The organism is Streptomyces sp. NPDC058145, from assembly GCF_042884245.1.
GTDB lineage: Bacteria > Actinomycetota > Actinomycetes > Streptomycetales > Streptomycetaceae > Streptomyces.
The window spans coordinates 1-13,214 of sequence record NZ_JBHVUH010000017.1; the positions used below are offsets into that span (position 1 = coordinate 1).

Below are 13,214 nucleotides of genomic sequence, written 5' to 3' on the forward strand. Positions count from 1 at the left end.
GTAAGACCTCAACGGAGTACTCCGGGCGGGCGGTCGGCGACGAAGCAGGAAACCCCACGGCGCGAGCCGTAGGAATCCCCCTCGTTTACGAGGGGGAGGAAGTCAACCTCCGACGTTCTACATTCCGTCCGAGGACGTCCGGTCGGTTCTGCTGTTCCTCACCGAAGGCCGCACCTGGTGCGAGTGGAAAGGCAGCGCTCGTTACTGGGACGTGATCGTCGGTGACGAAGTGCGAAGCCGGGCCGCCTGGAGCTACGCACGCCCCGAGCCCGCGTACACGGTCCTCAGGGACTACTTCGCCTTCTACGTGAGCCGGGTCGACCGCTGCCTTGTCGGAGGCGAAGAGGTACAGGCCCAAGAGGGCGACTTCTACGGCGGCTGGATCACGAAAGAGGTGCGCGGGCCCTTCAAGGGCGCCCCCGGAACACGTGGGTGGTAAGCACATCTCGCCGCCACCACGCGCCCGCGAGCATCGAGCACAGGCCGTACAGCGAGTTCATGCGCGCCCGCTCGGCCGTGCCCGGTGCGTCCGCCGGCGTCCGGAGTAGCGGTCTGACCGGAGACCGCTGAACCCCATCGACTTCTACAGGAGACACTGCCGCCTTGCCCCGCCGCGCACGGTAAGGCTCGCCGCCCAGGAGATACAGCCGGCCGGGTCCGCCGGGTGGCCCTGCCAGGGTCAGGCGAGGGCGTCGCGCAGATAGGCGGGCAGTGCCTGACAGATGGCCGACTCCGCTTTCCATCCGCGGTCGGTGAGGTGGCCGGGAGTGATGACGCACTGGCTGCCGTCGCCGGCGCGGACGACGACGCGGAACGTTTCACCCCGGCTGTCCCGGCCGGCGAGATACGCGGCGAGAACGGCCCGACCCAGCTCGGCGGGATCCGCGCCGATGGTGGCACGGCCGAAGTCTTTGCAGATCCACACGTCGCTGAACCGTTCGTGCATCAGGATCTCCCACCGCACGCAGCCGGGCATGTCTTCGCGGTACACGACCGCGATCCTCCCTCCCCGCAGCCCCCTCACGTACCCCTACCTGCGAGTACTGGCCGGAAAGCGCGCCTCTCCCGTCCGCCGGCGTGGTCGTCGTGAGGGCGGGCAGGAATGATGCCGCGGGCCCCGCCCGGCCGGCCGCAGCACCCGCCCCGGCCCAGCGCCCAATCACCCGCGCACCCAGGAGCGCATCACCCCAGCACAGCGCCCCCCCAACGATCGGGGACCGGTGCCCGGAGTGCTGTCGCCGCGGAGAGTGGGCCACGCCGCCCGAGCTGCTCACAACGTGCTGGAAGGCTCGACCGGAGAACAGACGGGCAACGTCACGTTCGACTCCTAGGAGCGTCAGACCGTGGCCCTCACGCCCGCGGGATCCGGGTGCACAGCCGGTCGATCTCAACGAGCACGCGATCCACGACCGGACGCACCCGCGTCAGCAATGCATCGCTCCAGCTCTCCTCGGAGTAGGTGCAGTCGAGATAGAGCTGCCTGGCGTGCTCGAGGGCGGGGCGGTGCTCGGGCGGGAGCCGGGCGAGGGCCCAGTCGGCAGCGGCGTCCTTCGACCTGATCCGGCCAGTGGCGAGCGTGGTCCAGATACGGGCGACGGTCAGCAGGACGTTGCGGGTGTCGCTGTCCAGGGCGTCGAGCAGGCCGGGGACACCCGCCACGCTCGCCCCGACCAGGTCGGCCCGCGGCACCGGGTCGAGGACCTCCGAGAGGGGCGGGCCGGTGAGGGAATGGTCGCCGGAGAGCGCCATGCTGACCAGCAGGGCCAGATCGGGCATCGGCTCCGGCTGAGGGACCTGTCCGGCCTCGTACTCGGCGCGCAGCCACTCGCCGTAGAGGAAGTCGCAGGTCGGCGGGTACCGCCAGGGCCGCACCTCGGACTGCACGACCACGGTGAGCTCGACCGGGCGGGCCTCGTTCCGGGAGCCGGAGATCTGAAGCAGTCCACCGAGGAGTGCCCGCCGATCCTGCTCGTCCATGCGCCGCCGGGCAACGACCAGCACGTCCACGTCACTGGCCGGCCTGAGCCCACCGAGCACCGAGGAGCCGTGCAGATAGGTGCCGATGACGTCCCGGCCCAGCACCCCGTCGGCCAGCCGCACGATCTCCTGAACCTGATCCACTGCACCAGCCTCTCCTGCCAGCCGGCCGACCGCACCGCATTATCCGACTTCGGCCGATCAGGGCGATGCGCCGACGGGAGGCCAGCGCCAAGGCTGAGACGGCGCAGCCGGCCCACATCCGCCCGGCCGGCACCGCCAGCCGCCCTCATCCTGCGGGGCCACACCACCAGCCCGCTCCGCAGCCCGGACGCCGGTCGCAGCAGGCGGCGGTTTGTTTCCCGCCCCTGCCAGGGCAACGATCGGACCGGCTCGACAGTCGTAGGCAGTGACACACATCGGTCTCCTGCGCTCGCCACCAACTGCCCGCGTGCCCGGTGGCCGGCAACAAGGCCTGTCATCCCCGGGAGGACTCATGAGCCGTTTCGCCGCACCGCCTAACCACGGACAAAACGGCGGGCGTGACATCGCCCCGCTCATCGCCGCCTCACATGCCACACAACGCAAACCCGTCGGCCGCATTACAAGCCGCGGTGTCCTGGTGGGGGCCGTCGCCATCGCGCTGACCGGAGCGGGAGCCTCGGCCGATGCCACGCCCAGCGACCCGGTGGTCAGCGGCGCCACCGTCAACTCCGGACATGACGTCATCGTAGGTACAACGCACAACGTGCAGTTCCCAGTCACGATCACCGGCCCGAATGACCCCGGCCTGTCTTTCGCCGACGTGGATCTGAAGGGACCGCACGGCGGCTTCTACACCACCGACGCCTTCTGCGAGACCGCGACGGCATGCACGACGATGTTCACAGTCAACGCCCACCCGGCTCCGAGCAGCGACGACCCGGTGGACCTGGCCAACGCCAACGCGGGAACATGGACAGTCGACGCCTTGGTCGACGCCAACAACGGCGATTCCGTATTCGCCCCCGGCGTGGGCTCGTTCAGCCTCAAGCGCGCCGCGCAGCTCACAGTCAACGCCTCACCGGAACCGGTGGCCAAGGGCGCTCGTATCACCATCACCGGCAAGCTTGTCAGGGCCAACTGGGACACTTATCGGTGTGCTGGATACGCGGGCCAAGCCGTCAAACTGCAATTCCGCCCGAAGAACAGCAGCACCTACACCACAGTGGCCACGGTGAACACCAGCGGCACCGGAACACTTCGCACCACCGTCAAGGCAGTGAAAGACGGCTACTGGCGCTGGAACTTCACCGGCACCCGCACCACCGGCCCCGCCAAAGCCACCGGCGACTACGTCGATGTACGCCCCTGACAACGAAGCGTCAGCTCCCCAACCCCGCTCTCGCCGGCAATGGCGCCCGGAACGGGGGGGCGGAGGCCTCTCCGATCCCCTACGGAGCCTCGGACGGGGCCGTTCACCTGCGTTCATCGGCAGTCGGCCGCAGGGGGGTTGGGGAACACTGACGTCAGATCGTGCGGTAGCGCCCCAGCAAGGGCCTTGCCGCAGATAACAGGGTTTCCTCGCGCAGCGGTGACGAGACCGAACCGCGGTTCGACGCCACCGGCACCGCAGATATGGGCTGTTATCTGTGGCACCAGGGCCGCGTGCTGGGGCAGCATCCCTGCATGGTCAACTACGTGCCCTCCCCTGACGAGGTGGCCGCCGCGCGGACCCCCAACGGCGGCTGGTCGAAGAAGCAGCTTGCGGAATGGGGTGTCCCCTGGCCTCCGCCGACGGGCTGGCGCAAGCACCTAGAGGCGAAGTGGAGCGGTGAGGACGTCGGTCCGTTGCCCCGTGAGGAGCCGGACCAGGACGCCCTGTTCTGACGGATCACGGCGATCACGGCCTTGGAGTCCTAGCCCAGACACCAGCCGCAAAGTAGACCTGACCGCCAACAACGGTCGGGCCCTGCTCGGGCCGTGCGCGGCCTGGCAACCATCCGATGAGCGTGGTCACTTCGAACGCGGACAGGCGGCGGATTGGGCTCGTTGAGCCGTTGCCACGCCCGCTGGACTCCTCTTTAATTTCCCTGGCTAGACGTCGTGTCACAAAAACGGGGAGGACACGTGCTGACGAAGGTTGCCGCCATAGGTGCGGCCGCTGCGCTGTGTTGGGGCCTGGGTACCGCACCCGCACAGGCGGGGATGGCGTACCAGCACGTGTATAGCGTGGCTGATGCGGGCGAGTGTCTCGATTACAGGGCCGACTACGGGCCCTACACGACAGGCTGCAACGATGGCGCCTATCAGACCTGGCTGATGACCACTGAACTTGAAACGCTGACCGAACTTCGGCAGAAGGTTGGTGACAAGCTGTGTTTGGTCGCCCGCAACGGTCAGCCGACGATGAGGCAGTGCTTGGCCGACGATCCGGCAGCCTTGTGGACAGTGCACAGCATCGGTATTGACACGGGGTACCAGGTGATCAACAACGCAACCAAAACCTGTCTTGTCGCGGGATCAGGGACGATCCATCACGTGCACCTGAACACGTGCGACGGGGGCCGCTCCCGGCTGTGGTGGAGCTACTGATCGTTCGCGCCTGAACAATGCCAAGGGCCCGGCCGTCTGAAACGGCCGGGCCCCTGGCATTCTTGGATGGGCCAGAAGAGACCGGTTTGGCCTGCGTCCTCGATGTCTCGCCGTGCCGCGGCCGCCTTTCCTGCGCCTCCTGCGATCACTCGATCAGACCAACGACGGCGCTCAAGACTGGGCTAGGACTCCAAGGCCACTCGGCCCGTGACGTCCGAGAGGGCTCCGTTTCGTGTGCCTGGCCTGGTGCGCCGCCGCGATGAGTACCTCGCGCCACGTTGGTGTTCGGTGTCCGCGCTGGCCACCCTCCTGGCTGGTGTCGTGGGCGAACGCATCGGGGAGGAGAGGTCATGAAAAGGACCTTGCCTGTGTTCTCCTCCTTCCGCCTGTCCACTCCTGCGAGGCGGGCGGCGGCGGGAGTCTCAGTCCGCCGGCACCAAGTCCGGCAGGCCGAGCGCGGGGGCCACCTGGCGCCAGATGGACGAGAGGGCGCTGTCCAGGGTGACCGCCGGATCGCGCAGCATGAGACGAATGCCATAGCCGTCGCTGAGGGACAGGACGAGCGTGCTCAGGTCGTCCACGTCGGCCGGTGTGAACTCACCGGACTCGATGCCGCGGCGCACCGCGCCGGCCACCCAGGCGTGCAGCTGCGCGTACAGGTCCACCGCGAAGACGCGGGTGACCTCGTCGCGCAGGGCCCGGGCCCACAGTTCCTGCCACAGCCGCCAGTCCTGGCGCAGTTCGGGATCTGTGGGCAGCAGACTGCGCACGATGCGGGCCAGGACGACCGCCGCGGGCACCGTCTCCACGTCGCGCTCCGCGTCGAGGGCGGTGCTGGCGAAGGAGTGGGTCATCGCCTCGGTGAACAGCTTCTCGCGCGTGTCGAAGTGGTAGTGCAGCAGCGCCGTCGACACACCGGCCCGCTCGGCGACCATGCGCATGCGGATCTTCTCGAAGCCGATCTCGGCGATGACCTCGCACGCCGCGGTCAGGATGCGCTCGCGTGTGTCTGCCGTGCGCACCTTCGTGGACACGTTGCGGCTCCCCTCGCTCGGTGGTCGTACGCCGTGACCATCTTCCCTCACCGCGCCCCCGCCGGTGTCGTCGCCTCACGCCCGGGCCCTTCGTCGTACACGTGGAAGCCTCGCCCGGACTTGCGCCCCAGCAGACCGGCCTCCACCATCCGGGACAGCAGCGGCGGGGGCGAGTACTGGGGCTCGCGGAACTCGGCGTACAGCGATTCGGCGATGGCCCGGGTGGTGTCCAGGCCGATCAGGTCCGTGAGGGCCAGCGGGCCGAGCGGGTGCGCGCAGCCGAGGACCATGCCGCGGTCGACGTCCTCGACGGTCGCGCTGCCCGACTCGACCATGCGGACGGCGGCGAGGAGGTAGGGGACGAGCAGCGCGTTGACGATGAATCCGGCCTTGTCCCGGGTGCGGACGACCTCCTTGCCGAGGGTGCCGGTCACGAAGTCCTCGGCGCGTCGCGCGGTGGTGGGCGAGGTGAGGAGCGACGGGACGAGTTCGACCAGCCGCAGAACCGGTACGGGGTTGAAGAAGTGCACGCCGACGACGCGGTCGGGGCGGCCGGTCGCGGCGGCGAGCCGGATGACCGGGATCGAGGAGGTGTTGGTCGCGAGGATGGTGCTCTCCGCGGTGATCAGCGAGTCGAGGCGGGTGAACACGTCGACCTTGAGGTCCTCGTCCTCCGCCACTGCCTCGATCACCAGGTCGTGGTCGTGCAGGGCCTCGATCTGGTCGACCACGGTGATCAGGGCCGAGGCCGCCGCCCGCCGTTCCTCGCTGAGCCTGCCGTGTGCGGTGGCCCGGTCGAGCGAGCGGGTGATGCGCCCGAGGCCCGCACGGGCCGCCTGCGCGTCACGCTCCACGACCGTGACCGGCACGTCGGCGCGCGCGCAGACCTCGGCGATGCCCGCGCCCATCAGTCCGCAGCCGACGACCCCCACGCGCTCGATGTCGGTCATCCCTCGTCCCCTTCCCCTTCGTTCCCCTTCGATGTGCGGCGATGCCGGCCGGGGCGGGTGGCCGCCCCGGCCGGGGGTTCTTATGCGACGGGCAGGTCCAGGACCCCCGTGCCGCGCCGGACGAGCTCGTTGGCGATGATCAGCCGCTGGATCTCGGAGGTGCCCTCCCAGATCCGGTCGACGCGCAGCTCGCGGTAGAGCCGCTCGACGGCGTACGAGCGGTCGTAGCCGCGGCCGCCGTGGATCTGCAGACAGCGGTCGATGACCCGGCCCGAGGCCTCGCTCGCCGAGAGCTTGGCGATGGCCGCCTTGGCGTGCAGCGTCTTGCGGTCCTCGGCCGACGCCCGGTCGATCTCCCAGGCGACCTGGTGGGTGTAGGCCCGGTTGACCGCGATGTCGACGGCGCAGTCCGCGAGCATGCCCTGGATCAGTTGGAACGAGGCGATCGGCGCGCCGAACTGCTCGCGCTCCACGGCCCAGTCCCGGGACAGTTCCAGGGCCCGTTCGGCGGCGCCGGTGGTGCGGGCGGCGATCATCAGGCGCTCCTCGGTGAACCACGAGCGGGTGATGTCGTATCCCTCGCCGATGCCGCCGAGCACGGCGTCGTCGCCGACCTGGACGTCGGTGAAGGTGAACTCCGGGTGCTCGTAGACGAAGGTGTGCATGAAGCGCGGGACCCGCGTCATCTCGATGCCCGAGGTGTCCTTGTCGACGAGGAACAGGGTGGGCGCGCGGTCCGGGCCGGCCGCGGCGAGCACGATCATGAAGTCGGCGTGGTCGCCGACGGTCACGAACCACTTCTCGCCGTTGATGACCCAGCCCCGGTCGTTCCTGGTGGCGGTGGTGGCCAGGTTCTGCGGGTCGGAGCCCGCGCCGGGCTCGGTGACGGCGTAGCAGTCCCGGCGCTCCCCCTTGATGACCGGGACGAGGAACCGCTCCCGCTGCTCGGGGGTGCAGAACCGGAGGGCGTTGGCGGGCCGCCACACCATGTCCCACAGGGCGCCGGTGAGCCGGCCGAGCTCCTCCTGGACGGTGACCTGCTCGGCGATGGTGAGTCCGGCGCCGCCCCATTCGGCCGGCATGTTGACGGCCTGGAGTCCCGCGTCCAGGACGGCGTCGCGGATCTTGGCGTGAGCGCTCGCGGGCAGGCCGTTCTCCTCCTCGCACTGGATCTCGTAGGCGGTGATGAGGTCGGTGAGGGCACGCGCGTCGGCCTTGAGCTGCTCCTGGCGCGGGGTGAGGCGGAAGTCCATGGATGTCCTCGCTGTGGGGTGATGGGTGGACGGTGCGCGGGCGGGGGGTGTCAGTGCGTGGGCAGTGCCAGGGCGCGGGTGCCGCGCTTGATCAGCTCGTTGGCGATGATCAGCCGCTGGATCTCGGAGGTGCCCTCCCAGATCCGGTCGACGCGCAGTTCGCGGTACATGCGCTCGACGGGGTAGGTGCGGTCGTAGCCGCGGCCGCCGAAGATCTGCAGACAGCGGTCGGCGACCCGGCCGGCCGCCTCGCTCGCGGCGAGCTTGGCGGTGGAGGCCTTGGCGTGCAGCGTCTTGCGGTCGGTGTGCGGCTGGTCGGCCTCCCAGGCGACCTGGTGGGTGTAGGCCCGGTTGACCGCGATGTCGACGGCGCAGTCCGCGAGCATGCCCTGGATCAGTTGGAACGAGGCGATCGGCGCGCCGAACTGCTCCCGCTCCACGGCCCAGTCCCGGGCGAGTTGCAGAGCGCGCTCGGCCGCCCCGACGGTACGCGCCGCGATCATCAGGCGTTCGTCGGTGAACCATTCCTTCGTCAGCTCGTAGCCGTTGCCGACGCCGCCGAGGACGTCCTCGTCGGCCACGAAGACGTTGGTGAACGTGAACTCGGGGTGCCCGTTGACCGCGGAGTGCATGAAGTGCGGCAGCCGCGTCAGCTCGACCCCGGGCGCGGCCTTGTGCACGAAGAACAGCGTGGGCAGCAGGTCGGGTCCCGCGTCGGCCTGCACCAGCAGGAAGTCGGCGATGTCACCGCAGGTGACGAACCACTTCTCACCGTTGAGCAGCCAGCCGCCTTCGGTACGTGCGGCCGTCGACGTCCCGGACGAGGGGTCCGAGCCCGCGCCCGGCTCGGTGACGGCGAACGCGTCGAACCGCTCCCCGCGGATCACCGGCAGCAGGTACTTCTCGCGTTGCCGCTCGTCGCCGTGGGCGAGGACGTTGGCGGGCCGCCAGGGGATGTCCCACAGGCAGTTGGTGACCTTGCCGAACTCCTCCTCCACGATGACCTGGTCGAGGAGGCTGAGGCCGGCACCGCCCCACTCGGCGGGCATGTTGATGGCGTAGACACCGGCGTCCATGGCGGCGCGGGTCAGTTCGGTGACGAGCTCCTGCGGCAGGGGTCCGCCGGCCTGCTCGGACTGGTCCTCGTAACGCATGAGCAGGCGGGCGTAGTCGGCGGCACGACGCTTGAGGTCGGCCTGCTCGGGGGTGTAGCGCATGTCCATGGGGGCCTCTTCGGTCGGGGGACGGCGGTCGGACGGGTGCGGCATCGCGCCGGCCGGGGCGGGCGCGCGGATGCCGGGTGGGGCGGTGACGGTCAGCCGAGTACGGCCCGGGAGTCCAGGGCGAGGACGCCGCGGGGGCTGACCAGCAGGGGGTTGACCTCGATCTCGGCGATCTCCGGATGGGCGGCGGCGAACGCGGTGATGGTCTCGACAGCCCTCGCGGCAGCCTCGACGTCGACGGGCGGCCGGCCGCGCACTCCGTCGAGCACGGCGGCGGTGCGCAGTCCGCGCAGCAGGCCCAGGGCGCGGTCGGCGGGCACGGGTGCCAGGGTGAAGGCGACGTCGTGCAGTGCCTCGGCCAGGACACCGCCGAGCCCCACCATCGCGACCGGGCCGAAGCGCGGGTCCCGGTTGACGCCGACGATGAGCTCGATGCCGTCGGACAGGTCCGCCATGGCCTCCACGGAGTAGGAGGAGGCGCCCAGCCGGGCGTGCATCTCGCGGAACGCCGCCAGCAGTTCACCGGGTCCGGCGAGGCCCAGTGCCACCCCGCCGGCGTCGGACTTGTGCAGCAGATGGAGGGCCTTGAGGACGTACGGTCCGGTGAACTCCTCCGTCGCGGCGAGCAGTTCGCTCTCGTCGTGGATCTCCCGGGCGGCGGGGAAGGCGAGTCCGGCCGCATCCAGCGCCCGGCGGGTCTCCAGGTAGCCGCACTCGCGAATCGGGGCGGCGGGCGCGGGGAGGGGGGCGACGCCGGTGTGCGGCGTGCCGGGCGCCGTGGCGGCGAGGGCGCGGGCGGCGTCCTCGGTGGCGGCGAAGACCGGGATGCCGGCCGCGGCGAGCGTGCGGCAGCTGGGCGAGCCGGGATACATCGACTGCACCACCAGGGGCTTGGCGGTGGCGCGGTGGCGGGCGGCGATGAGGCGGGCGGCCGCCTGTTCACCGTCCGCGAGCGCCGTGCCTCCACCGCCGAGGCCGCCCTCGGCGGCCGCGTAGCCGCCGAAGTAGCCGGTCATCAGCACGGCGTCGGCCTCCTCGGCCGCCAGCAGCGCGGCGACGCTCCGCGCGTACGAGCCCGGGTCCTGTTCGCCCATCCCGGCGAGGTCCACCGGGTTGGCGACGGCCGACTGTTCCCACAGGATCTCGCGCAGCTGCCGCCGGGCCGGCTCGCGGAGTTCGGGCACGGTCAGCCCGGCCGCCTCGACGCAGTCGGCGGCGATGACACCGTGACCGCCGCCGTCCGTGAGCACGGCGACGCGTCGGCCCGCCGCCCGTCGTGCGCCGTGCAACGCGGCCAGGACGACGGTGAGTTCGCGGGGCGTGGCGACCAGTTCCACACCGGCATCGCGGCAGGCGGCGCCCACCACGTCGGCCGAGGTGGTGAGCGCCCCGGTGTGCGACTGGGCGCTGCGCGCCGAGGCGTCGCCGCGTCCGGCGGTGAGCAGCACCACGGGCTTCCCGGCGGCCGCGGCCGCCTCGGCGAAGGCGCGTCCGTCGCCGAAGTCCTCCGCGTAGACCGCGACGGCGCTCGTCCCCTCGTGCCGGGCGCAGTCGGCGAGCAGGTCGACGAGGGTGACGTCGGCCTGGTTGCCGAGCGAGACGAAGCGGGAGAAGCCGAGGCCGTGCGGGCCGAAGCGGAGCTGCAGTTCGAGGGCGAGGTTGCCGCTCTGGCTGAGCAGCGCGACGCCCCCCGGGGTGAAGGTGTCGGAGGCCAGGAAGAGGTCGGTGGTGTTGTCGGCGATGCCCAGGCAGTTGGGTCCGACCATCACGGCACCGGCGGCGCGCACCCGTTCGGCGACGGCGTGCTGGCGGGCCCGGCCCGCGTCGCCGGTCTCGGCGAAGCCCGCGGTGATGGCGACGATCGCCCGGGCCCCGCAGCGCAGGGCCTCGTCGACGGCGTCCTCGAAGCCGGCGGCGGGCACGGAGACCACCGCCAGGTCGACGGGCTCGCCGATCGCGCTCAGGCTGGTCGCGGCGGTGCGGCCGAGTACCGTGCCGCCGCGCCGGTTGACCAGGTGGACGGGGCGGCGGCCGTTCGCGCGAACGGCCTGCGCTGCGATGGCGTGGCCGTACTTGGCCGGGTCGTCGCTGGCTCCGACGACGGCGACGGATACGGGGTCGAACAGGGCCGACAGGTCACGTCCCATGTCACTTCACCAGCCGCAGCGCCGCGTTGGGGCAGGCGTCGACCGCGGCGGTGGCGGCTTCCTCGCCGCCCCGCGGGACCTCGGTCTCGCGCACCTGCGCGTAGCCCCACTCGTCGAGGTCGATCAGCCCGGGCGCGGGTTCCTGGCAGAGGCCGTAGCCCTGGCATCGGGTGGAGTCCAGCAGGAGTTTCATGACGGTCCTTTCGGTGCGGCTCGGTACGGCGGGGTGCGACGGAGGCGGGGCGCGGGTCAGGGCACCGGCACCGTGAACCGGTGCCCGTCCTCGGGTGCCGGGTTCGCGCAGGCGGGGCAGGCGGAGCCGCGGTGGGCGGCGACGCGGTCAGGGAAGTGGGCGAGCAGGGTGGCGACGATGCGGGCGGCGGCGTCGAGCAGTCCGCAGGCGCCGCGTCCCGGCAGCTCCCGGGACCAGCGGTGCAGTTTGCCGGTCGTGTCGTCGGCCGCCTCGCCGCGCGCGACGGCCGTGAGGGCCGTGGCCAGCGCCCCGGTGCCGGAGACGCACACCCCGCACTGCCGGGCGCTCTGCGCCGCGAGGTAGGCGGCGGCCTCGGTGGCCACGGCGACCGGGCAGTCCTCGGGATGCAGGAAGTACAGCGCTCCGCAGCCGAGGGCTCCGCCGGCCGCGCTCAGGCGGTCGTGGTCCAGGGGAAGGTCCGTCCAGCCCGCTCCGTGCAGGCCGCCGAACAGTCCGCCCATCAGCACCGAGTCCGCGCCGCCGTGCCCGCACAGGTCGGCGAGGACCTTGAGGTGGGTGCCGGCGGGCACCTCCGCGAGTGCCGTCGCGCCGGCGGCGTCCTTACCCGGTTCGGCCCGGCCGGTGCCCGCCAGGGTGACCAGATGGGACCCGGCGACGGCGTCGGCGGCCTCGGGACATGCGTGCACGAGCGCGATGCGGGCCAGCGTCTCCACGTTGGCGACGAGGGTGGGTGCGCCGCCGACACCGCTCTCGAAGGGGCGCGGGGGTTTCGCCGTGGGCAGTGCAGGGCCGCCGTCGATGCGTCGTACGACCGCGCTCTCCTCCCCCGCGACGTAGGTGTGCTCCGTGCGTACGACGTCGACGCGCGGCTCGGCGGGTCGCTCGGCGAGCGCCCGGCGCACGGCCCGCTCGGCGGGGGCGTCGGCGAGGTACACGCAGGCGCGGGCGGCGCCGGTCATGGCCGCAGCGAGCCGGATGCCGTCCAGGACCGTGTGCGGCCGGTGGCGCAGCAGCCAGCGGTCCTTCACGGAGCCGGGTTCGCCCTCCTCGCCGTTGGCGACGACGACGGGTGTGCCGGGTGTGTCGCGGACGGCGGCCAGTTTGACGGCGGCGGGGAAACCGGCCCCGCCGCGCCCGCGCAGCCCCGCGGCGGCGATCCGGTCGAGCAGCCGGCCGGGGTCGGGCAGGGGTGTGTAGCCGCCCGCGGCGAGGTACCGGGAGAGGTCCTCGCTGCCGCCGGGCAGGACGGCGCCGGACAGCAGGGGGTCGAGGAGGCCGGGCCGTCCTTCGGGCAGGAGGGAGAAGACGCCGGTCATGCGGTACTCCTGGGCTCAAGGGGGCCGGACGGGTGGGCGGGGCCTAAGGGGCCGGTCGCGTCGCGGGATCGCAGGCGGGCCAGGGCTCGCTCCAGCTCGCGCCGCTGTGCGGCGGTGCGGGCGTAGCCGGCCCCGGGCAGGCCGATCAGCATGCGGTGGTGGTCGAGGACGACTTCGCCGGCCACCAGTGCCGGCCGCGGGTCGGTGGCCGTGGGGCCCGCCGCGGCCGCCACGACCAGATCGGTGACTTCGCGGAGATAGCGCAGCCAGCCGCGCTGCGTGCCGCGCAGCACCAGCCGCTCGACGCGGTGCCGCTCGGCGACGACGAGGGCCGTGCGCGGGCGGCCGTCGGCGGGGGCCCGCAGGGCGGCCACCGCGGCGGGCAGTTCCTGTTCGGGCTCCGGGGTGAGGCCGAGCCATACCAGACTGCGGTGAGCGCTCATGCGTGCCTCCGGGATCGCACCGCTTCCGGTGGGTCCGGAGACGGGGGTGGGGCGGCGATGACATGGACGGGGTTGCTCCGGCG

13 protein-coding genes and 1 pseudogene are annotated in these 13,214 nt (G+C 71.7%); 4 read left to right on the forward strand and 10 right to left on the reverse strand.

All coding sequences use genetic code 11. The features are described from left to right. Positions 1-112: 112 nt before the first annotated feature. Positions 113-439 (forward strand): annotated as a pseudogene (locus tag ACFVVO_RS32000) (DUF427 domain-containing protein); the annotation flags it as partial. 240 nt (positions 440-679) lie between these two features. On the opposite strand, the gene ACFVVO_RS32005 reads toward ACFVVO_RS32000, so the two are convergent. Continuing rightward, positions 680-991, reverse strand: a complete 312-nt coding sequence (locus ACFVVO_RS32005) for a hypothetical protein (RefSeq protein WP_390059623.1) — start codon at positions 989-991, stop codon at positions 680-682. 359 nt (positions 992-1,350) lie between these two features. Further along, positions 1,351-2,121, reverse strand: coding sequence for an aminoglycoside adenylyltransferase family protein (locus ACFVVO_RS32010; protein WP_390059625.1), 771 nt, complete (start codon positions 2,119-2,121; stop codon positions 1,351-1,353). 352 nt (positions 2,122-2,473) lie between these two features. Here ACFVVO_RS32010 and ACFVVO_RS32015 point away from each other — a divergent pair, with 352 nt between their 5' ends. From ACFVVO_RS32015 to ACFVVO_RS32025, 3 genes are all read left to right on the forward strand, one after another. After that, a complete protein-coding gene (locus ACFVVO_RS32015; protein ID WP_390059627.1) occupies positions 2,474-3,331 on the forward strand; it encodes a calcium-binding protein in 858 nt (285 codons plus the stop codon). 314 nt (positions 3,332-3,645) lie between these two features. Then, a complete protein-coding gene (locus tag ACFVVO_RS32020) occupies positions 3,646-3,846 on the forward strand; it encodes a hypothetical protein (RefSeq protein ID WP_390059629.1) in 201 nt (66 codons plus the stop codon). Between the two features lie 240 nt (positions 3,847-4,086). Beyond that, positions 4,087-4,551: a ricin-type beta-trefoil lectin domain protein gene (locus tag ACFVVO_RS32025; RefSeq protein ID WP_390059630.1), complete on the forward strand. Its 465-nt coding sequence runs from the start codon at positions 4,087-4,089 to the stop codon at positions 4,549-4,551. Positions 4,552-4,973: 422 nt separating this feature from the next. On the opposite strand, the gene ACFVVO_RS32030 is transcribed toward ACFVVO_RS32025, so the two are convergent. The 8 genes from ACFVVO_RS32030 to ACFVVO_RS32065 form a co-directional block, all read right to left on the reverse strand. Continuing rightward, positions 4,974-5,585, reverse strand: coding sequence for a TetR/AcrR family transcriptional regulator (locus ACFVVO_RS32030; RefSeq protein ID WP_390059632.1), 612 nt, complete (start codon positions 5,583-5,585; stop codon positions 4,974-4,976). Positions 5,586-5,632: 47 nt separating this feature from the next. Next, positions 5,633-6,535 (reverse strand): 3-hydroxybutyryl-CoA dehydrogenase, encoded by a 903-nt coding sequence (locus ACFVVO_RS32035; protein ID WP_390059634.1) that lies wholly within the window; start codon positions 6,533-6,535, stop codon positions 5,633-5,635. Positions 6,536-6,615: 80 nt separating this feature from the next. Beyond that, positions 6,616-7,788, reverse strand: a complete 1,173-nt coding sequence (locus ACFVVO_RS32040) for an acyl-CoA dehydrogenase family protein (protein ID WP_390059636.1) — start codon at positions 7,786-7,788, stop codon at positions 6,616-6,618. A gap of 50 nt (positions 7,789-7,838) precedes the next feature. Then, on the reverse strand, positions 7,839-9,011 hold the full coding sequence (locus ACFVVO_RS32045) for an acyl-CoA dehydrogenase family protein (RefSeq protein ID WP_390059638.1): 1,173 nt from the start codon (positions 9,009-9,011) through the stop codon (positions 7,839-7,841). 92 nt (positions 9,012-9,103) lie between these two features. Beyond that, positions 9,104-11,158, reverse strand: a complete 2,055-nt coding sequence (locus ACFVVO_RS32050; RefSeq protein ID WP_390059640.1) for an acetate--CoA ligase family protein — start codon at positions 11,156-11,158, stop codon at positions 9,104-9,106. A 1-nt stretch (position 11,159) separates the two neighbouring features. Further along, positions 11,160-11,351 carry a ferredoxin gene (locus ACFVVO_RS32055; RefSeq protein WP_390059642.1) on the reverse strand — a complete coding sequence of 64 codons (192 nt, stop codon included), beginning with the start codon at positions 11,349-11,351 and terminating at the stop codon, positions 11,160-11,162. A 56-nt stretch (positions 11,352-11,407) separates the two neighbouring features. Next, positions 11,408-12,688, reverse strand: a complete 1,281-nt coding sequence (locus ACFVVO_RS32060) for an NADH-ubiquinone oxidoreductase-F iron-sulfur binding region domain-containing protein (protein WP_390059643.1) — start codon at positions 12,686-12,688, stop codon at positions 11,408-11,410. Further along, positions 12,685-13,131 carry a hypothetical protein gene (locus ACFVVO_RS32065; protein WP_390059645.1) on the reverse strand — a complete coding sequence of 149 codons (447 nt, stop codon included), beginning with the start codon at positions 13,129-13,131 and terminating at the stop codon, positions 12,685-12,687. Before ACFVVO_RS32065 ends, ACFVVO_RS32060 begins: the two co-directional genes overlap by 4 nt. Positions 13,132-13,214: the final 83 nt, after the last annotated feature.

Excerpts from the sequence above, each read along its gene's own strand:
- ACFVVO_RS32015 (WP_390059627.1), top strand. The coding sequence starts at position 2,474 with ATGAGCCGTTTCGCCGCACCGCCTAACCACGGACAAAACGGCGGGCGT.
- ACFVVO_RS32020 (WP_390059629.1), top strand. The coding sequence starts at position 3,646 with ATGGTCAACTACGTGCCCTCCCCTGACGAGGTGGCCGCCGCGCGGACC.
- ACFVVO_RS32035 (WP_390059634.1), bottom strand. The coding sequence starts at position 6,535 with ATGACCGACATCGAGCGCGTGGGGGTCGTCGGCTGCGGACTGATGGGC.
- ACFVVO_RS32040 (WP_390059636.1), bottom strand. The coding sequence starts at position 7,788 with ATGGACTTCCGCCTCACCCCGCGCCAGGAGCAGCTCAAGGCCGACGCG.
- ACFVVO_RS32045 (WP_390059638.1), bottom strand. The coding sequence starts at position 9,011 with ATGGACATGCGCTACACCCCCGAGCAGGCCGACCTCAAGCGTCGTGCC.
- ACFVVO_RS32050 (WP_390059640.1), bottom strand. The coding sequence starts at position 11,158 with ATGGGACGTGACCTGTCGGCCCTGTTCGACCCCGTATCCGTCGCCGTC.
- ACFVVO_RS32055 (WP_390059642.1), bottom strand. The coding sequence starts at position 11,351 with ATGAAACTCCTGCTGGACTCCACCCGATGCCAGGGCTACGGCCTCTGC.
- ACFVVO_RS32060 (WP_390059643.1), bottom strand. The coding sequence starts at position 12,688 with ATGACCGGCGTCTTCTCCCTCCTGCCCGAAGGACGGCCCGGCCTCCTC.
- ACFVVO_RS32065 (WP_390059645.1), bottom strand. The coding sequence starts at position 13,131 with ATGAGCGCTCACCGCAGTCTGGTATGGCTCGGCCTCACCCCGGAGCCC.